This is a genomic window from Bradyrhizobium sp. WYCCWR15520 (genome assembly GCF_056174665.1).
The window spans coordinates 1-18864 of sequence record NZ_JBWBWM010000035.1 but is presented as its reverse complement, the minus strand read 5'-3'; the positions used below and the strand labels follow the sequence as shown (position 1 = coordinate 18864).

Below are 18864 nucleotides of genomic sequence, written 5' to 3'. Positions count from 1 at the left end.
CAGAAAAGAAAATCGAACAGGAGGAGGAAACAATGATCAAATATCTGGCGAGCGCGTCGCTGTTGCTCGCGGGCGCGTATCTCTCGACCGCCCCGGCGCTGGCCGCCGACCCCGGCATCACCGACACCGAAATCGTGATCGGCGACGTCGAACCCCTGACCGGCCCCCCGGCGCTGCTCGGGGTCGCCGCCTCGATCGGCCACAAGATCGCGATCGCGGAAGCCAATGCCGCCGGCGGCATCAACGGCCGCAAGATCAAGTATGTGCTGGAAGACGACGGTTACGTCACCGCCCGCACCATCCAAGGCGTCAAGAAAGTGACCGATGTCGACAAGGCGTTTGCCCTGCTCGGCATCTCCGGCTCCGGACAGTCCATCGCCGTGATGCCGCTGCTGGAGAAAGCCGGCATTCCCACCGTCATCGACGTCGCGCCCGTCAAATTCCTCTGGGAACCGCCACGAAAGAACGTGTTCGTCGTCGGGCAATCCTACGAGGAAGGCATCATCCATCTCGTCAATTATCTCGCCGAGAAGAACCCCGGCAAGAAATGGGGCCTGATCACGCAGGACGACGACTATGGCATCACCGTGCGCGACGGTTTTGATACCGTGGTCAAGGCCAGGAAACTCAATGTGGTCTACAGCGGTAACTACAAAAAGGGACAGCAGGACTTTTCGTCCGACATGCTGCAGCTGAAGGATTCCGGCGCCGAAGTGTTTCTCGCCGGTGGAATCATCGGCGAGAACATCGCGATGATAAAGGAGCTCGAAAAGCTCAGCATCAAGCCGGTGGTCGGCATCTTCTGGCCCGGGCGGGTCGAGCCGGTGCTGAAGCTGATGGGCCCGGCCGGCGACGGCATCTACGCCGTCGACTATGTCGAACCGTTCGCAGGCGCCGCCGGCAAGGCTTTCCTCGAGAAAGCCAAGGAACTACTGCCGGAAGCCGAGATCAAGGGCATCAACCGCTATTCCATGACCGGCTACGCCGCCGCCAAGGTCCTGATTGCCGCCATCGAGCGCTGCGGCAAGCAGCCGACCTGGGCCTGCACCATTGCCGAACTGGAAAAGACCGAGAATGTCGAAACCGGCATCATGGCGCCAATCAGCTTCGGCCCCGGCGTCCGCTTCTCAAACCAGAAGCTGCAGATCATGCAGTCCGAGTTCTCGACGCTGAGCTTCAAGCCGGTGAATTGAGAGTCAAATCCCGCCAGACCGCCGCGACGGCAGTCGGCCCCCTCTCTCGCTTGCGGGGGGTCTATCCCCACGACGGGTTTTCCAAGTGAGAGCCCCCACCCGCCGCGCTCTGGCGCGCAATTGCGCTGCGCCCAGCGCGTCGACCTAAGAGCGAGCTTCGCTCGTCTCGACGCCCGCAGGCGGGAGAGAAGCAACAGCCCCCTCACATCCGCTTCGCAACCTCTTCCAGCATCACCTCCGTCGCCCCGCCACCGATCGTCAGCACCCGGGCATCGCGCACCATCCGCTCGATCGGCGTGCCCCGCATGAAGCCAGAGCCGCCGTGCAGCTGCAGGCAACCATGCACGACCTCGTGCAGCACTTCCGGCGACAGCGCCTTCACCATCGACACTTCGCGCGGACACGGCTTGCCGGCCTCCACCAGTTCCGCCGCATGATAGGCCAGCGCCCGGGCGGCCGCGGCCTTGGTTGCCAGTGACGCGAGCTTGAGCCGCACCGCCTGCTGGTTCCACAAGGGACCGCCGAACGCCTGCCGGGTCTTCACATAATTGGTGGTGAGCTCGATCGCCTTGGCGGATTCGCCGGCGCAGATGCCGCCGATGCAGATCCGCTCGTTCTCGAAGGTCTCCATGATGCCGTAGAAGCCGCGGTTCTCCTCGCCGAGCAGATTTCTGGTGGGGATGCGGACATCCTGAAAACTGATCTCGGCGGTGTCGGAGCAAAGCCAGCCGTGCTTGTCGAGTTTTGTCACCGAAATGCCCGGCGTCGTGCGCTCGACAATGAACAGCGAAATGCCACGGCTCCCCTTGGCCGCGGGATCGGTGCGCGCGGCAACGATGAGGATATCGCCATAGACCGCATTGGTGATGAACATTTTTGAGCCGTTAATCACCCAGCTATCGCCGTCGCGGCGGGCCCGCGTTTTCAGCCCGGCGACATCGGAACCCGCATCGGGCTCGGTCACCGCGATCGAGCAGATCGTCTCGCCGCGGATGATCGCAGGCAGGTATTTCTGCTTTTGCTCGGGTGTACCGCGCAAGGTGATGTGGACCGCCGACATGTCGGTATGCACGAGCACTGACGAGGTGAACCCGCCAAAAGTCGAACGGCCAAGCTCCTCCGCCCACACCATCGACGCCAGCGGGCCCATATCGGTGCCGCCATATTCGACCGCGTGGCGCATGCCGAGAAAGCCGAGGGCGCCCATGCGGCGGTAGATCTCGCGCGGGATCTTGCCGTCGCGCTCCCACTGTTCGCCATGCGGCATGACCTCTTTCTCGACAAAGCGGCGGACCTGCTCGCGCAGCATCCGCAATTCCTCGGACAGCTGCGGCTGCTCCGAGAAATGGAATTCGCTGTCGGTATGACCTCGCGGATCGGCGGGCCTGACGTTCATGATGATACCCTCTCGTCCCTGATGTGAAGGTGCCGGTCGAGAAACCTGGCGATCGATGCGATGGCCTGACGTGCCTCGGCAAGCTCCGCACCGAACATCTGGAAGACATGGATCATGCCATCCCAGACCTCCAGACTGACATCGATACCTGCGGCGCGCGCCTTGTCGGCGAACATGACGGAATCATCCAGCACGGTTTCGCGGTCGCCGACCTGGATCAAGAGCGGCGGCAAGCCTTGCAGGTTGGCGTATAGCGGTGAGATCCTGGGATCGCAGGGATCGCCCTGCCCGCCCAGATAATTTTTCGCCAGCGCCAGGATCATCGGGCGCTGGTGGATCGGGTCGGCTTCGGCGCGGGTGACATAACTCGCGCCGGTCGCCGCCAGATCGGTCCATGGCGACATCAGCACCGCCGATATAGGCAGCGGGAGGCCGCGTTCGCGCAAGGCCAGCATCGCCGCGAGCACGAGATTGCCGCCAGCGGAATCCCCGGCAAAGGCGATGTTGCCGGACTTCAGACCGCGATCGATCATCCAGCCATAGGCCGCAAGCGCATCATCCAGCGCAGCCGGAAAGCGATGTTCCGGCGCGAGGCGGTAGTTGATGGCGAGCACGCGGCAGCCGCTGGCGAGTGCAATCTGCGCGATCAGGTCGCGGTGCGAAGCCACCGAGCCAATGCGAAAGCCGCCGCCGTGGAAATACAGAATGGTCTTGTCATCGGGCGCATTGGCCGGAAAAATCCATTCGCCATCGACGCCATCGGCAGAGACACGTTCGTATGTTACCGGCGCCGTGCTGCCTCCGAAGGCCGTTTCCCAATCCTCGCGCATCTGCGCGACTGACGTATCCCGGTTCCAGCTGCGATAGACCGCGCGGATACGCTCGATCGCAAGATCGATCGGAGCCGTTGCGAGTTCCTCGCCTGCGCGCGCCATACTATCCACCCAGACCCATTCCGCCGGACACACCGATCGTCTCGCCGGTGATGTAGGCCGCCTGATCGGAAGCCAGGAACAATGCAGCTGCGGCGACTTCGTCGGGCTCGCCGAGCCGCCGTAGCAATGTGGCATCGGTCATCGCGCGCAAGATCTTGTCGCCGCCCCGGGCGACTGCCGCTTCCAGCATCGGCGTGCGGATCGGCCCCGGCGCAATGGCATTCGCCGTAATTCCGAAGCGCGCATTTTCGCGCGCCATGCTCTTGGTGAAGGCGATCACGCCGCCCTTGGCGGCGGAATAGACCGCGCCACCTTTGGAGCCCAGCCGGCCCGCCTCCGAGGTGATGTTGATGATGCGCCCAAAGCCGGCCGCCTGCATCGCCGGAAGCGCGGCGTGGGTGCAGGCAAAGGCCGAGACCAGATTGACGGCGAGCAGTTTGGCCCAATCCTCCGGTGCCGTATCGGTGAAGAACGCATGCTGGTCGACGCCGGCATTGTTGACGACGATATCGAACGGTCCGTGCTGCGCCACGATCGCCTGCACCATTTTGGTGTCGCCGGCATCGAGGTGAACAGCAGTCGCACCGACCTGCCCGGCAAGCCCGGATGCCGTTTCGAGATCGAGATCGGCGATCACGACGTGAGCACCGGCATCGGCGAAGCTGCGAACGATCGCCGCACCGATCCCCTTCGCGCCGCCGGAGACGAAAGCGCGGCGGCCGTCGAGCCGTCCGAACGCGCGCGTGCCAGAGGCCGGCACTGGCTAGCGTCCCGTAAAAATGGGCTTGCGCCGCTCGATGACCGCGGCGAGCCCTTCCCGCGCGTCGGCCATGCCGGACAGCTCGGATACGGTGCGCGCTTCTTCCGACAGGCACTGCTCGATGCTGAGCGCGGTCCCGGCCCAGACCAGCCGCTTGGTCGCGGCCAGTGCCTTCGGCGCACCGGCCGCCAGTTCCCGCGCCATCACAAGCGACGCCTCGGTGAGGTCCGCATCCGGAACGACCTGGGTGACGATGCCCATATCCAGAGCCTCCGCAGCCGAGATCACCGGATTTGTCAGAAGGATCGACATCGCCCGGCGCAAACCGACCAGCCGCGACAGCGTGACGGACACGCCGGCGTCGGGCGCCATCGCGACCCGCGTTGCACCCGCCAGGAATTTCGCGGACTCGCCGGCGATAACGATATCGGAGGCGCAGACAAGGCCAAAGCCGCCGCCGCCTGCCGCGAATCCCTGCACCGAGGTAATGACAGGCGCTTCCAGCCGTAGCAATCCCGTCACTGCGTTCTGCAGATAGGCCGTCGCCTGCCTGATGTAGTCAGGCAGCTTCTCGCCCTTCGACGCAAACGCCCTGATATCGCCGCCCGCGCAAAAATTCGTGCCCTCGCCGCTCAGCAGCAGCACGCGCAAATCGGGCTGGCCGTGGCAGACCATGATGGCGTCGCACAGCGCGCTCAGGAGTTCGGCGCTCATGCCGTTGGCCGCATCGGGGCGGTTGAGCCGCAGCCGCGCGATGCCATCGGAGATGTCGAGCAGAACAGGACCTTTGTCGATCATGGCAAGTTTCCGCCTTTACCGGCTAGATCAGGAACGAGAGCGTGAACAGCGCCTTCTCGTTGTTGACCAGGATCACCTTCTTGTACGCCATGCGCAGCTCGCCATCGACATAGCGCAGCCGGTATTCATTGCGCGCGGCCCAGACAGTGTCGTCGCGCAGGCTGGATTCGAACACCATGCTGTTGCTGGCGACCGAAATATCGCCGCCGGGCTGCTCGTCCAGCAGTTCGATGTTGGACACCAGCCGCCGCAGCCGCGATTGCGGCGTCTGGGTGTGGCGTTTGCCGGTCAGCAGTTGCTTGATGCGAAGCGAGATGCGCGAACGGTTGTCGTAAATGATCGACATTTGCTTTTCGGGATCGATGTCGTCGCCATTGGCCGGCACCCAGTAGACGCCGTCATCGGTCCACAGCGCTTCCCAAGCTTCGTATTGATGCTCGTCCTGCAGCCGCGCCTCCTTGTAGATGAAGGCGGTTACGGCTGATATCAGCGTGGCGCTGCTTTCACGCGACAGCATCACACCGCCTCCATCAGGCTGCGGTAGTGGCGCCAGATGCCGCGCGAGGGAATTTCATCGGTGACGTGCCCGACCTTGAAGCCGAGTTCGTCCTGGCGCTCGCGCTTCTCGCCGCGGCCGAGGAAAATCCATTCGGGATTGCGCGCCAGCACGCCGCGATGGCAGCGCTCGTACATTTCCGAATCGTCCGCGAGCAACAATCCGGCCGGGCCGACCGAGCCCATGGTCTGCTGGCGCAGACGCCGGTTTATGTCGGGCGCGCCCTTGAACTGCAAGGCGGTGACATGCTGCACGCTGTCGTCGACCGCGAGCGGCTGGATCACGAACATCTGGATTTCGGCAATGAACAGGTTCGGGAAGATCATCACATGCGGCGTGCCGTCGATCATGATCTCGCGCGCCTTCTGGTCACCATAGGCGGCCTTCATCCGCGCCGTGTAATCCGGCAGCCGCTCTTCGGTGGTGCCGAACCAGCTCATCGGCGTGTCGCGCTTGCGGAATTCGGGCCGCAGGTCGATCTCGGTATGGCCGTTGCCATAATCACGCGTCACCGCGGTCGACGCGCCGCCATAAAGCTTGCCAATCGCGCTGTCGGCGACACCGAAGATCGAGGAATGCACGAAGGCCGGGTGATAACCGTCGCATTCGTTTTCCAGAATGAATTTCCAGTTGGCCTTGACGCGGTGCTTGAGGAAGCCCGCGGTGACCTCGACCTCGCCTTCCGGCGAGAAGCGAACCAAGCGGTCGATGGTCTCGGCCGCACCGCCGAGATGCTCCTCCAATGTCGGGCCTTCGGCCGCAAACGATCCGAACACAAAGCCGCGATAGGACTGCACCCGCGTCACGCGGCCGAGCGAAAGCTTTGACTTGTCCTGGCCTTCATAGCCGTCCGGGAAGGCGTAGCCGACAAGACGGCCGTCATTGGCAAACGTCCAGGAATGGAACGGGCATGTGAAGGAGCGCGCATTGCCCTTGTCGTAGGAGCAGACCTGGTTGCCGCGATGTGAACAGCGATTGAGCAAGAGATTGACCTTGCCCTGCTCGTCGCGGGTCATGATCACGGATTGCGGGCCGATCGACTTGACCACGTAATCGTTCGCGTTCGGCACCTCGCTCTCGTGCCCGACATAGACCCAGGTGCGGTACCAGATGCTCTGCAGTTCGGCTTCGAAGATTGCAGGATCGCTGTATAGCGAGCCGTGCACCTTGTCGGGGCGGATCAATTCGCCCCATTGCGACGCGCGCGGCACCACGTTCATCGCTGCATCTCCCATTGTGTCTTTCGTGGCCGGGTATCTTTTGTGGCCCGACATCTTTCGTTCCGGCCAGGCTCTCTTGCGAAAACCTGCGACTTGGCTTAAAAATAATCCGACTGACCGTTCAAATAATAGCATCGCCGTTCGACGGCTTCAAGGGAATTTTCCCATTCAGGCGCCAAAACAACGAATTCGCTAGGAGGATCATCGGGATGGACGAAGTCACCCCTGCCGGACTCGCCCGCGCCCTCTACGCCGCCCTCGCCGCCGGCGACCGCGATCAGCTCGACGCGTTGCTGCATCCGCAGTTCACCGGCCGCAGCGCAGAGGGCATGCCGTTCGGCATCGGCGGCGATCATGACGGCCCCGCGGCGATGCGGCGCAACGGCTGGGGCGCGATTAGCAGGCATTTCGAGGCACGGGCCGAGCCGGAACGGTTTCTCGATCTCGCCGATGGCCGCCTGCTGGTGACCGGCCGTTACCGCGGCCGCGGCAAACAGGGCGGCGCTGCTCTCGACGCCGCCTTTGCCCATCTGATCACATTCGACGAGGGGCACATCAAGTCGCTCGAGCAATTCACCGACACCGCACGCTGGCATGACGCCGCTGGACCGCTCCGGACCGTGCTGCTCGATTTCGAAGGTGGCGTCGCCACATTGCGCCTGAACCGTCCGGACAAGGGCAATGCGATTGACGAAAGCATGGCCGCCGACCTCGCCGAAGCCGCGACACAGATTGCCGAACGGCCTGACGTTCGCGCTGTCCTTATCACCGGCAACGGGCCGAACTTTACGGTCGGCGGCGACCTCGGCCTGTTTGCCGGTACCGCGCGCGAGCAATTGCCGAACCGGCTGCGCCGCATGATCGACCGCTTTCATCTGGCGATCGAGCGGCTGACCAGCATCGACGCGCCTGTTGTCGCCGCGGTGCGCGGCGGCGTCGGTGGCGGTGGACTCGGCCTGCTCTACGTCGCCGACATTGTCGTTGCAGCTGACGACGCCCGGTTTGCGCTGGGCTATGGGGCGCTCGGCCTCACCGCCGATGGCGGCAACACCTGGTTCCTGCCGCGCATGGTCGGGATGCGGCGCGCGCAGGAGCTGTTCCTGCTCAACCGCCGCCTCACCGCGCAAGAAGCCCTCGCCTTCGGTTTGGTGACGCGCCTGGCGCCGGACCATGATGTCCAGCTAATTCTGCCGCGAGATGAATGCGCACGCATTTCGAACTAACTAATCAACTGTTGAGGAGGTGAAGGATCAGTTCAGGGTGATTTGAACGCCGCGCGCCCGCCTGAGGTCAGCCGTTTCGGCTCCTTCGTCGAACCAACGGCAGATTGGTTCTAGCAGTGCGCGCGCCTCATCGGGCCTTCCTTGCGTCCGCCAGAGTTCTGCAAGGCTTGTGGCGGCGCGTAGTTCCAAGGACTTGGCGCTTTGACCACGCGCCACTTCGACAGACTTCTTAAGATGGGACTCAGCTTCTCTTATGTTCGATGGGTCGAGTGCTACAAGAATTTGCGCTCTTTGCCGATGCAATTCCGATTCCCATGACCTGCCTGTCACGTCACCAATATTGGCTAGGATCCCCTCGACACTCGATAGCGCGCATTCATTTTCGCCAGCTTTGGCGTTCAGGTCCGCCAGCCAGCTATCCATCATTGGAAGCATGAAGCCCACGCCATTGCGTCGTGCTTCGGCGATTCCCAGTGCCATTTCCTCCCGGGCCTCCTCCAGTCGGCCTAGTTCGCCGGCTGCTCGGCCTCGTGAAATTCTCGACAAAATTGCGTACAGCGAAAACCGCTGTTCTTGCGACATTTCGAAGCTTTTTTCGGCGCTTTCGAAGGCGCGAGCGGCCTCCCCGCGCAGGAGGTGCACAACAGAAGTCATGTAATGAGCGAACGCCACGGTGTATGGGTGGCCAAGGTCTTGACCCAAGGCAAGCGCTTCCGAAACGCGGGAAAGGGATTGATCCGGATAGCCCAGAAACCACAAGTCCCAAGATAGGAGCAGAAGCGAAGCCGCTTGGGGTTCCACCATGTAAAGATTGGATAGGGGCTGTTTTCCTTTGCCAATCGAGAGCTTGATTGACTCCGCGAAATGGTTCGCTGACGATTGGAAGTCCCCAATCGTCAATAACGTACTGCCCATCACTCTATGAGCCACCATTAGCGGCACGGGTTGAGACAACGCTCGTGACCGTGACAGGAACTCATCAGCTAAGCGGCGCGCATCATCATTCTTTCCACCCATCCAGGAGTGCCCCCACAACCCAAACAGGGCTTGGAAATACTCAGGGATGTCGCCGAGTTGCAGGCATAAGGTACGAGCCCGCGAAAACGCTTCGCGGGTTTCCGCGGAGGCATACCCTTGAACGGCGATAAGCGGTATTCCCAACGCCAATTGAATGTCGATCTCTTGTCTGATCCGTGCAGGCGTTTCCGGCAAAGCGTCCAGAAGCTGAAGGGCCTTTCGAAAGCTAGCAATCGCTTCGACGTTGGCGGAATGCGCGAGCGCACCCTGTCCAGACTCGAACCAGCGACGAATGGCCAATTGGTGATTGCCTGCTTCTTGATAGTGATAGGCTAGGACTTGGGGTTGATTTTCGGCGAGCTCCGAAAAGTCATGCTCTAAGATTGCCGCGATGTCCGCGTGTATCTGCTGCCTCTTACTCCTAAGCAAAGAGTCGTAGATTGCGTCACGCAACAACGCATGTTTGAAGGCGAAACGAAGGAAAGGCGAAATTCCGACTCGATAGATGATGTCAGCCTGTTCGAGCAACGAGAGGGCCGACAGCATATCGTCATCGTCAATTCGCGATGCAGCCGACAAGAGATCATAGGAGAACTCGCGCCCAATCACAGCCGCAATCTGTGCAAGTCTGCGACTCGGCGCAACGCGGTCGAGCCGCTCCATCAATGCGTCACTCAGCGTGTCCGGAACCCTGAGTAATGCTGACTGTGCTGCGGGCTCGAAGGTGCCTCGGGTTTGTAAAGGCGCACTCAGCATACTGCTTGTCAGTTCCTCTATGAATAGCGGGACGCCATCGGCCTTTTCGATAATCCGGTCGAGCACCGGTTGGGGCATGCTCCCTCCCCTCAAGATATCTCGGATCATCGCCCTCACTTCGGTGAGCGACAATCGAGTGAGCGAGTGCATGGTGGTGTTCGCGTGGGTCATCCATGTGGGGCGGAACTCGGGCCGGCACGACACAATAAGTAGCACGCGGGCGTGGTCGATCCGGCTGATGATCGATTCCAGCAGCTCAAGCGTCGATGGATCTAGCCAGTGCGCATCCTCGAAGATGCAGAGCGTGGGGCGTTGGACAGAAAACGCCAAGATCATGTCGACAAGCGTGCTTATCGTCCTGTTCTTTATTTGCTGCGGCGTAAGATCAGATAGTTCGAGGTTATTTTCCAAAGGGATTGATAACAGTTTGGCAATGAGCAGGACCGGCTCTTTGGAGTTATTAGTTGAGCGCGGAAGGTAAGTTGTAAGCTTGGCAATCTTATCTGCCTCGGCCTCGCGAGCTGTTAGTTGGGCCGCTTGTTCGATCTGCCCGATCACCGGAAAGAATGCGCTCTGACTGTGATAGGGCGAGCACTGATGGTGCAGCAAAATGTGTGGTTCCTGCTGAATATGCGATTTCAATTCGTGGAGGAGCCTTGATTTTCCGACTCCGGGAATACCCGAGAGCAATATGACTTGGCCATCACCTTCTTTGACTTTCTGCCACCTATCGAGCAGCAAGCCTAGTTCGCTTGAGCGTCCAATGAGCGGGGTAAGAGAGCCCGTATGCGCAGCCTCGAAGCGGCTAGCGGTATTTTTTGCCGAGAGCACGCGATACACGTGAAGAGGTTCAGTTACACCTTTGAGTTCCTGGAGCCCGACGTCCTGAAACTCAAAAGCTGCCCATACGAGACGCCTCGTCGAATCCGAGATGAGTACCGTATTGGCAGCGGCAAGGGTCTGTAGACGTGCGGCGATATTCGGCGTCTCTCCCACCGCGTCCATCGACCACGTACCGCTATCTCCAATCTCACCGACAACAACCGGACCCGAGCAAACACCCACTCGACAATTCAAGGTAACTGGCCCTGAAATTTTCGTAACTCCGGACACAATCTCCAGGCCGGCGTGAACAGCACGAACGGCGTCATCCTCGTGTGCACGGGGCCAACCGAAAAATGCCATCACTCCATCGCCGAAATAGCGGGCGACCTCGCCTCCATAGCGCCCAATCGCCGCGTTGCACTCTACCCGATACGCGTCAATGAGTTTTTGGAGATCCTCAGGATCTAACTTCTCCGATAGCTGCGTAGATCCCACCAGGTCACAGAACATCACTGTGATCTGACGGAATTCAGCGTCGCGATGTTGCACAAGAGAGGGTGGCAACACAGTGGCGCTTGAAAGCGCTATTGTTGTGCCGGTGGGCTGGCGCGCGGCCGTCAATGCTTCAATGGCCCTAAGCAGCTTCTTGCGGTGACCTAGCGAAGAAACTCCGAGTTTTTCGAGATCATTTTCCGTCAAATCCGGAAGGACGGAGTAGTCGATATTGTTTTCTGCGAAGGTTTTGGCGTACTGGCCTAGACCGTGTCTACCCAGCCACTCGGCTAAGTCGGTGGTTGTTGTCCTCGTCATTGCAGAGGCCCTTGCCTACTGCCGTAGTTCATTAAGAAGGAGTGGGGCTTCAGACCCACCATGTGGTGCCTCTGTCGCTTAAAACCAGGAAACCTTCTCCTCCGCACGATATCATCTCCCGCACACGATATGATATGAGGGTTCTTTTGACCGCCGAAATATTTGCTTCACCCGGCGTCGAGGCACAACTGCAGCTTGGCGACGACGCCAGCGCCGGTGCCCTACCCAGCTAACCATGGCGGCCGATCGCGAGCAGTCACGCGGCCCTCATCATTTCAAATCGCAACCGTACTATTACCCTATGGGAGAAAGGTTCCTTTCTCGTGCCTCACGCTATGTCAACTGCGATGACTATGGCGCTATTCCGCTCGCGCTGCGGGCCGAGCGCCGCGCTTTCCACTATGCAAAGGATATGTGCTGCGACGATACGGGAGCGCCTCTCCGAGCGCCTGCTCAAGCTCTTCAAGCATCTCCGCTTCGGATTTGAGAAGCTCGTGATTATATCCCTCCGCCAGAATCAATGCTGATTCATAGGTCTCCTGAACGACTCTGATACGATCATTCGCGGGAAGGGAGGCGACGAACTTGATCGTTTCTTCGACGTGAGTGGCCTCGCTTCCGAGGGAGCTGTGACTTCTGAGGAAGCGGGTCGCATCGACGTCATCCGGACACATTGTCTGCACCTTCTCGATATCGGTTTCCTGCTTGAGCGCGGCGATGCGCTCCAGGCAGTACGAATAGCCGATGCAGCCCATCGGATAGTCCTGGATGCAGAGGTCATCGAAGCGCTTGCAAAGCGGCTTGATGCCCTCCGGAATGAAATTGGCGACGAGGCGCTCGCCGGGCACACCCAGCGCACGCAGATCCTTGAGCGCGAGCCGGTCGTGACCGGTCTCCTCGCGAGCACGCTCTTCAAGGTAGGCCGCGACCTCGGGCCTCCCCAGCTCCTTGAAGCGGCTGGCGGCCCGCCGGAGATTTCGAGGCGTGTTGACAGACGTGTGATAGGCGCCGGCCAGGGCGACGATATAGCCGGCGATCGTCGGGTCAGGGCACGCGAGGCGCTTTTCGATTCCCGCAAAACCGAGATTTATCGCGCCGTCGAGCAGCCCGAGCGTGCTGCCCACCGCACCCGCGCCCATCATCGGCGTCGCGAATGGATCTATGCCTTCTTTTGTACCGTCAGGCGTATGAAACCAGACCTCTCCCGACTCGCGAGCGATGATCGAAATATCGCCCGTGACGTTGACCCACTCCGTGACCGACCGTGCCATGCGAAACCTCCCATTTTCGAGTCCTCGCCCGCGCTCGCTTTGGAGGATGCGACTTGTTATGCGGACCGAGCTCGCTTCAAATCAAAGACACATCGCTTGAACCGACTCGCGACAGCGCTAGATCCCGTTCGGCGTAACGGCCATCAGCATCTTGGCCGTCTCAAGCAGAGGCGGAGCCGGCCCAGTCGCAGTCGTCATCGTCGCACGTGTCTTTCTCGGCACCACAAGGACGACTCCGTCAGTTACCGGCAGGCCTGCGTCTGCCAAACTGAAACCCTGGTCGTACTCGTCTTCCGTGATCACGATGGGTTGCGTCAAATAGATGCCCCGATCCTCGAGAACTGCTTTTGCGCGACTCGAGCGTTGTTGGTACTGTTGCTGGGGCGTTCCGACCCCTGCAAGCAGATCAGGGTAGAGGTCTTTCCAAGTATCGACGATCAATTGTGCGAGGGCATCATTTTGGTAGGAGAAATCAGCCACCTTATCTACTAAATTATCATCGTCTCCCCCTCTGGGGTTCAGCCAAACACCGCGCTTTTTTGGTTTAGGTGGTACTGCGTGCGCTGCTACAGGAAGCATTGCGCCGCCGGCGGCTCCTGCAAGGAGCCAACGCCGATTGATGCCGGAATTCGGTTGCGACTTGGTGTGCGAGGCCATGATCAATCCCTCCCTGCTGAAACCAGTTCGGTGTCTTACAGCCGCACTTTGTATTTTAGTTGTAGGATTTCGTCCTGACAAGTCTGCTGCAACACTGCCTAAATTGACCCCATAGAGTAGCGGATTAAGTCGCTGCCGCCGCGTGCGTCCTACTACGAAACCAAGTCGTCGCACGTGCTTTGACTTGCATGTGTGAATACGACTTACATAAGGAACTGTGACGACCTATCGCTGGTAAATCAGCTCGTGGCGAAGCTAGAAAAGGACCTGCGAAACCTCGAACTATCCGCTGAGGCAGCCAAGTACGACGACAAACGCTGACAAGGCGCTCGTTGGCGGCACGCGGCGAGCCATGGCAGCTCGCAATGTATCAGGCTACCGCTGTCAACCTGTTACGGCACCTGGGTTTGCGCAAAGCAGACGCTTGCGAATGGCCCCTTCAACGAGCGCGAGGGCTTCCTTGGCTTGTCGCGCTTCGGCCCGCGCCGCCGCCTTGCGGGCCTCAGCGTCGCGTCCGAGATGGGCGAAAGTGGACGCGAGACAGCGGTAACTTGCCGAATAGGAGGGGCTATGACGTCGGGCCTTCTTGGCAATGACGACGGCCTCGTCAAAGCGACGAAGCTCAATCAAAGGCGCTTCCCATCGCAGCGAACGTTAGGTGTAGCCCCGTGTCAACCGAGATGCGAAGAGCACGTTCAAAGCTCCGGAGCGCCTCCTCCGGCTGCCCCACAATTCTATAGACCCATCCTCAAATGCCATGCGAGAAATGAATTAGAATTGAGCGCAACCGCCCGGTCGGCCATTTCAATCTCACTTTCACAATCGCCGAATTTCGAGCGATTACGAACAACGATTTGAAGCGCGAGAGAGCGCGGTGATGATCTCTTAGACCATCCCATCGGCAAAATACTCCTGATCAGGATCGCCGCTCATGTTCTGAAGCGGAAGCACCGCAATGGAGGGTATGTTCGGAGTCGGGCTTGTCGCTCAATAAGATGAGGATAAGTAGCTTCCTCCGTTTCGCCTAAGGCAGCCACCTGACTGGCTCTTGAATGTTCTTGACGTCCTGGGCACCAAGGTCCGTGAACGCCAATGGCAAAATCTTCCGCATCTGATCGTATGTGACTCTCGAGATACAAACGCCTCCGCCAAGCGGAAGCACGATGAAAACAATTAGCCGAACAAGTCCAGCTTCAACCCCTCCTGCGGGGTCTTTGAAGCGTCCTTGCAAATAAGATGAAATGGCACTCCAAACGACCCCGACCAGCAATCCGCCGATAGCCCACCGCAGCGGCAAGCGGTTTATCCACTTGGCAGCAATCTGATCGTTCAAATCGCTCATCAAACCGACCTTTAGGAGAAATGGCGGGTGCGGCTAAGTACGGGCAGTTCAAGGATTAGCTGCCGCTCACGAAATCATAATCTGCTCTTGCTTGTGCTACTGCATTTTGAGCTTCCTCTATTTTGGGCCGACCCGTCTGCCGTATCGCTAAAATGCGGGCGTGCGCCTGCAATGCTTCGGCGTGTGCTGTCTTGGCCGCGCTCTCCGCCTTGTTCCGCAATGCCAGCATTTCCTGCTCTACCTTCGCGACATCCCTCGGATCAATGGGCTTGGCGGGGTCAAACCTGAACTTCGCCGCAATAGATTGCCGCCATTTCATCAACCGCTCCACTCTCTTCGGGCCAAAGCCGGGCACGGCACTTATGCGGTTCGGAACAAGATCCAGCGCGGTCTCGATGCCATACGAAGCGAGCGTCCGTTTGCGACCGGGCCCTATATCGTCAATCTTCGCGTTTTGCCGTGAACCAACGCAAAATTGCTGGTCGGCTTTGGGCCATTCCTGCTTATACACCTTCCGATCATGGTCCTGGCACGCGAGGATCTCCAGGCTGCTGAAGTAGCCGCGATCGGCAACGGCCTCGAGCGTCTCGGTCTTAAGAACAGCCTTCGCCTGCTTGGCCATATTGGCCAGTTGAGCCCGATCTGAGCCGCTGTTCGTGACCTCATGCGTCACAATCAGATGGTGCTCGGTATCCACGGCGACCTGCACATTGTAGCCGACAACGCCGGAACCACGGCCGCTCGTCGCCATCGATCGGCTGTCGGGATCGGTCAGGGAGATTTGCTGGTCGGGCGACGCGAGCATCTGCTTCTCGTAGACGGCAAGCTTGCCCATTTCCGCCTTCAGCTTCGTCAGTTTCTCGGTGAGCCTTGTTACTTTCTCCGCCAGCGCCTCCGTCGGTTCCTGTCGATCGGCGGTATCAAGTTGGCTCAAATAGCGCGCGACGCTCTCCTCCAGCTGGGCGCGCCGCCGCTCCACTTTCGCCCGTGTGAAGTTCTTGTCCCGGTTGTTCACGGCCTTGAACTTACTGCCATCGATGGCGACGCTCGCCGTCGCGAGAAGGCCCATCTCACGGCAGAGTTCGACGAAGCGAGCACATACCTTGCGCAATGCCAGGCCATTGTCTTTGCGGAAGTCCGCGATCGTCTTGTGATCGGGAGCGAGCCGGCCCAATAGCCACATGACCTCGACATTGCGTCCGGCCTCGCGCTCCAGCCGCCGGCTCGACTGCACTCGGTTCAGATAGCCGTAGATATACAGCTTCAGCAGAACCGAGGGATGGTACGACGGCCGACCAGTTGCCGCTGGCTCAACCCCCTCGAAGCTCATCTCGGCCAAGTCGAGCGCACCGACAAACACATCGATCACCCGAACAGGATTACTCTCGTCAATGAAATCATCGAGGCATTCGGGCAACAGCGTCCATTGCCCACGATCCGCCTCTTCAACGAAGCGCCTCATCAATTCCCCCCGCAGAATCACGAGGGAATCATACCAGCGGCACAGCGTTTTCACACAGCCAGGGTCAATTTCGGACTGGGCGAGCGCAGTTGGGAGTTCCGCTTTACTTCGATGAGCCGACATCGCGAGTTTGACGGCCTACGTCCGAAAAGTGCCAAGATCGGACTCGTGCCTTGGCTTAGCCGGTGGCAAAGAATTCCGGCAAAGGCCGATCCAATAAACTGATTGGAGGCTCACATGCCATGGACCGCAAACTCCATTTTTGAGGCGCGGCGCAATTTTGCACTGCTTGCGCTATCCCCGAAGTCAAATATCCGACGTCTTTGCAAGCAATTTAACATTAGCCCAAACACTGGTTATCAAACCTTAGAAAGGTATCGAGCCGAGGGCGAAAATGGCTTGCGAGATCGTTCGCGGGCCCCACATCGGACGCCGTTGCGCTCTTCCAAGGACACTGAATTGGCTGTCCTTTCCGTACGCGCGGACCACCCGAGGTGGGGCGGTCGAAAAATTGCTTCACATCTTAAATTTTTTGGTGCCGCTGTCGTTCCCGCGCCGTCAACGATCACTGCAATCTTAACTCGCAATGGGCGACTGAAAACGTCCCCCAAACAATCGGCACACATCTGGCTCTTGGCGATGCTTCACAACGACGGCAATCCCGAGGAACTCCCGCGCTCAATCATCGGCCACCCGGATCGGCAGATACTCCTTCAACGACTCAAGCGCGGACACTTGGGGGATCGACGGCGTTCAATAGCCATCTTGGCAAGCCGAAATGGCCTGCAAACTGGCGCGATCTGCAGCGCGCTCAATCTTAGTCGACAAATCTACCGTCGCTACGTCCGTTTGTTCGACGAGGGCGGGGCAGCAGCGCTATTCGCTCCGCGCATCAGCCCCCTTCGGAAATTTGATAGGGAAGCGGTGAAGAAGGCGGTTTTCAGCCTGCTTCATCAACCGCCCAGCAATTTTGGCATAAATCGCACGACGTGGAAAATGGCCGACTTGTCCCGAATAATGAAGGAAACGGGCCAGCCGGCTGGGGACGACGTCATTCGAAAAATTTTGAAGGAGGCAGGATACCGCTGGCGCAAAGCGCGCGTTGCGCTGACCTCTAATGATTCTGAATTTTCCGAGAAGCTCTGCCACATTCAGTCTATTCTCTCCGGACTGAGAGCGGACGAAGCTTTCTTTTCGATCGATGAATTCGGGCCCTTCGCGGTAAAGGCTCAGCCAGGACGGGCGCTCGTTGCCCCAAATGAGAAAACACTCGTCGCGCAGTGGCAGCGATCGAAGGGCTGTCTAATTCTCACAGCTGCCATTGAACTGTCCTCCAATCAGATTACTCATTTTTACAGCACGAAAAAGAACACTGATGAGATGATCCGTATGATGCAGGTTCTCCTCGCTCGATATGGCAATCGTCGAAAATTCTATCTCTCGTGGGATGCAGCATCGTGGCACGTCTCTAAGAAGCTATTTGAATGTATCGATGAGCACAATTTTTTTGCCGGCTATAAGGGTCCAACGGTCGAGACAGCGCCGCTTCCGGCAAGGGCTCAGTTCCTTAACGTGATAGAATCCGTTTTCAGTGGCATGTCTCGCGCGATAATTCAAAACAGCGACTATCAATCGGTGGATGACGCCAAAGCCGCAATCGACCGGTACTTCAGTGAGCGCAACGCCCACTTCAGAGATCATCCACGACGGGCTGGCGTGAAGGTGTGGGGAAAGGAGCCAACGCCGAGCAGATTTTCGGAATTCAACAATTGTAAAGATCCGCGGTTTCGCTAGACGGCGGCCTTGGACGATCTAATTGGCCAGATTTCAGAGCCTTTGGGATCCCCACCGGCGCGAGGCAATCGCCTCGCTTTCGCATCGTTCAGTATTTCCGGCAATTCCGCTTCGGGTCAATTGCGTCATTTTGGCTCTCGGCCGGCTAGTTCCGTTCTTCCCCTGTAAACGGACGTCATAATGGCCGGTCGTCATGTCTCAGAGGTGCCATTAACGGACTCATCCCGCAGGACGTTTTTGCTATTACAGATCAATGGCGCGCAAGATCGGCTCGACACAATATCTCCTGGGAAGGGACGGCCGCCACCGATTACTTGGATGCTTACTTCGACTTTTTCTTCATCTGTTCCGGTACAAGTGCCTCGGGAAGGAAGATCGGCTTGTCAGATGGCCACCAGGGCATCAGCTGAGGATGATAACCCTCCGGGTAGTATTTCTGCGGGGGGATTTCCGCATCACGAATAAATTGTGACTGTACGTCACGGCGCGTTGTTGGCGGCAGCGGCATGATCAATCCGCCTGATGTCGATACATCAAACTGGGGCGGCGCCATGTTCGGATACTTGGGCACGACGCCATCCCGCACCCAGATTTGGTCCTTGGTCATGTTCACCACCACCATGTCCGGCGCGCCAAACTGGAACGGCCCCTTCCAATGGTGGCGCACTTCTGCCACGAGTTCGGGCACCACGTACTCGTCATAGGACACGTGAGTTGCCATTGCGAGACGCGGCTTCACTTCATTGTAGAGGTAGCCAGCGGCGTAGGCGGGATTGTGCCAGCCATCAATGGTCGTGCGGGAAGTCAGGGGCATTGTGCCCGACACCGACGAACTGATGGCCACCGTCT

General features: G+C 59.3%; 14 protein-coding genes and 1 pseudogene. 3 read left to right on the top strand and 12 right to left on the bottom strand.

The window, feature by feature from the left end:
- The first annotated feature begins 32 nt into the window (after positions 1-32).
- On the top strand, positions 33-1193 hold the full coding sequence (locus AC0QUY_RS32060) for an ABC transporter substrate-binding protein (RefSeq protein WP_161852554.1): 1161 nt from the start codon (positions 33-35) through the stop codon (positions 1191-1193).
- Positions 1194-1395: 202 nt separating this feature from the next.
- Here AC0QUY_RS32060 and AC0QUY_RS32055 read toward each other — a convergent pair whose 3' ends face one another.
- The 6 genes from AC0QUY_RS32055 to AC0QUY_RS32030 are packed head-to-tail and all read right to left on the bottom strand — an operon-like array spanning position 1396 to position 6858.
- Positions 1396-2589: an acyl-CoA dehydrogenase family protein gene (locus AC0QUY_RS32055; RefSeq protein ID WP_161852553.1), complete on the bottom strand. Its 1194-nt coding sequence runs from the start codon at positions 2587-2589 to the stop codon at positions 1396-1398.
- A complete protein-coding gene (locus tag AC0QUY_RS32050; protein ID WP_161852552.1) occupies positions 2586-3524 on the bottom strand; it encodes an alpha/beta hydrolase in 939 nt (312 codons plus the stop codon). The genes AC0QUY_RS32055 and AC0QUY_RS32050 overlap by 4 nt, the downstream gene beginning before the upstream one ends.
- A 1-nt stretch (position 3525) precedes the next feature.
- Positions 3526-4284, bottom strand: a complete 759-nt coding sequence (locus AC0QUY_RS32045; protein ID WP_161852551.1) for an SDR family NAD(P)-dependent oxidoreductase — start codon at positions 4282-4284, stop codon at positions 3526-3528.
- A gap of 3 nt (positions 4285-4287) precedes the next feature.
- Positions 4288-5082 carry an enoyl-CoA hydratase/isomerase family protein gene (locus AC0QUY_RS32040; RefSeq protein WP_161852550.1) on the bottom strand — a complete coding sequence of 265 codons (795 nt, stop codon included), beginning with the start codon at positions 5080-5082 and terminating at the stop codon, positions 4288-4290.
- 22 nt (positions 5083-5104) lie between these two features.
- On the bottom strand, positions 5105-5599 hold the full coding sequence (locus tag AC0QUY_RS32035; RefSeq protein ID WP_161852549.1) for an aromatic-ring-hydroxylating dioxygenase subunit beta: 495 nt from the start codon (positions 5597-5599) through the stop codon (positions 5105-5107).
- The gene (locus AC0QUY_RS32030) at positions 5599-6858 is read right to left on the bottom strand and encodes an aromatic ring-hydroxylating oxygenase subunit alpha (protein WP_161852548.1); all 1260 of its coding nucleotides are present in this window, start codon (positions 6856-6858) and stop codon (positions 5599-5601) included. Before AC0QUY_RS32030 ends, AC0QUY_RS32035 begins: the two co-directional genes overlap by 1 nt.
- 209 nt (positions 6859-7067) lie before the next feature.
- Here AC0QUY_RS32030 and AC0QUY_RS32025 point away from each other — a divergent pair, with 209 nt between their 5' ends.
- Positions 7068-8081 carry an enoyl-CoA hydratase-related protein gene (locus AC0QUY_RS32025; protein ID WP_161852547.1) on the top strand — a complete coding sequence of 338 codons (1014 nt, stop codon included), beginning with the start codon at positions 7068-7070 and terminating at the stop codon, positions 8079-8081.
- A gap of 27 nt (positions 8082-8108) precedes the next feature.
- Here the strand turns inward: AC0QUY_RS32025 and AC0QUY_RS32020 are convergent, their stop codons facing one another.
- From AC0QUY_RS32020 to AC0QUY_RS32000, 5 genes are all read right to left on the bottom strand, one after another.
- Positions 8109-11489, bottom strand: coding sequence for an adenylate/guanylate cyclase domain-containing protein (locus AC0QUY_RS32020; protein WP_475390152.1), 3381 nt, complete (start codon positions 11487-11489; stop codon positions 8109-8111).
- A 359-nt stretch (positions 11490-11848) separates the two neighbouring features.
- On the bottom strand, positions 11849-12760 hold the full coding sequence (locus AC0QUY_RS32015) for a hypothetical protein (protein WP_161852545.1): 912 nt from the start codon (positions 12758-12760) through the stop codon (positions 11849-11851).
- A gap of 117 nt (positions 12761-12877) precedes the next feature.
- Positions 12878-13417, bottom strand: a complete 540-nt coding sequence (locus AC0QUY_RS32010; RefSeq protein ID WP_161852544.1) for a hypothetical protein — start codon at positions 13415-13417, stop codon at positions 12878-12880.
- A 1024-nt stretch (positions 13418-14441) separates the two neighbouring features.
- Positions 14442-14759 carry a nucleotidyl cyclase domain-containing protein gene (locus AC0QUY_RS32005; protein ID WP_161852543.1) on the bottom strand — a complete coding sequence of 106 codons (318 nt, stop codon included), beginning with the start codon at positions 14757-14759 and terminating at the stop codon, positions 14442-14444.
- 55 nt (positions 14760-14814) lie between these two features.
- Complete coding sequence (locus AC0QUY_RS32000; RefSeq protein ID WP_161852542.1) at positions 14815-16221, bottom strand: IS1182 family transposase; 1407 nt, start codon at positions 16219-16221, stop codon at positions 14815-14817.
- 237 nt (positions 16222-16458) lie between these two features.
- Here AC0QUY_RS32000 and AC0QUY_RS31995 point away from each other — a divergent pair, with 237 nt between their 5' ends.
- Complete coding sequence (locus AC0QUY_RS31995; RefSeq protein ID WP_475390151.1) at positions 16459-18015, top strand: IS630 family transposase; 1557 nt, start codon at positions 16459-16461, stop codon at positions 18013-18015.
- 322 nt (positions 18016-18337) lie between these two features.
- Here the strand turns inward: AC0QUY_RS31995 and AC0QUY_RS31990 are convergent.
- A pseudogene (locus tag AC0QUY_RS31990) lies at positions 18338-18864 on the bottom strand (guanitoxin biosynthesis MBL fold metallo-hydrolase GntH); the annotation flags it as partial.

Bases quoted from the DNA above. Each gene is read 5' to 3' on its own strand.
- AC0QUY_RS32060 (WP_161852554.1), top strand. From the start codon at position 33: ATGATCAAATATCTGGCGAGCGCGTCGCTGTTGCTCGCGGGCGCGTAT.
- AC0QUY_RS32055 (WP_161852553.1), bottom strand. From the start codon at position 2,589: ATGAACGTCAGGCCCGCCGATCCGCGAGGTCATACCGACAGCGAATTC.
- AC0QUY_RS32050 (WP_161852552.1), bottom strand. From the start codon at position 3,524: ATGGCGCGCGCAGGCGAGGAACTCGCAACGGCTCCGATCGATCTTGCG.
- AC0QUY_RS32040 (WP_161852550.1), bottom strand. From the start codon at position 5,082: ATGATCGACAAAGGTCCTGTTCTGCTCGACATCTCCGATGGCATCGCG.
- AC0QUY_RS32035 (WP_161852549.1), bottom strand. From the start codon at position 5,599: ATGCTGTCGCGTGAAAGCAGCGCCACGCTGATATCAGCCGTAACCGCC.
- AC0QUY_RS32030 (WP_161852548.1), bottom strand. From the start codon at position 6,858: ATGAACGTGGTGCCGCGCGCGTCGCAATGGGGCGAATTGATCCGCCCC.
- AC0QUY_RS32025 (WP_161852547.1), top strand. From the start codon at position 7,068: ATGGACGAAGTCACCCCTGCCGGACTCGCCCGCGCCCTCTACGCCGCC.
- AC0QUY_RS32020 (WP_475390152.1), bottom strand. From the start codon at position 11,489: ATGACGAGGACAACAACCACCGACTTAGCCGAGTGGCTGGGTAGACAC.
- AC0QUY_RS32015 (WP_161852545.1), bottom strand. From the start codon at position 12,760: ATGGCACGGTCGGTCACGGAGTGGGTCAACGTCACGGGCGATATTTCG.
- AC0QUY_RS32010 (WP_161852544.1), bottom strand. From the start codon at position 13,417: ATGGCCTCGCACACCAAGTCGCAACCGAATTCCGGCATCAATCGGCGT.
- AC0QUY_RS32005 (WP_161852543.1), bottom strand. From the start codon at position 14,759: ATGAGCGATTTGAACGATCAGATTGCTGCCAAGTGGATAAACCGCTTG.
- AC0QUY_RS32000 (WP_161852542.1), bottom strand. From the start codon at position 16,221: ATGAGGCGCTTCGTTGAAGAGGCGGATCGTGGGCAATGGACGCTGTTG.
- AC0QUY_RS31995 (WP_475390151.1), top strand. From the start codon at position 16,459: ATGCCATGGACCGCAAACTCCATTTTTGAGGCGCGGCGCAATTTTGCA.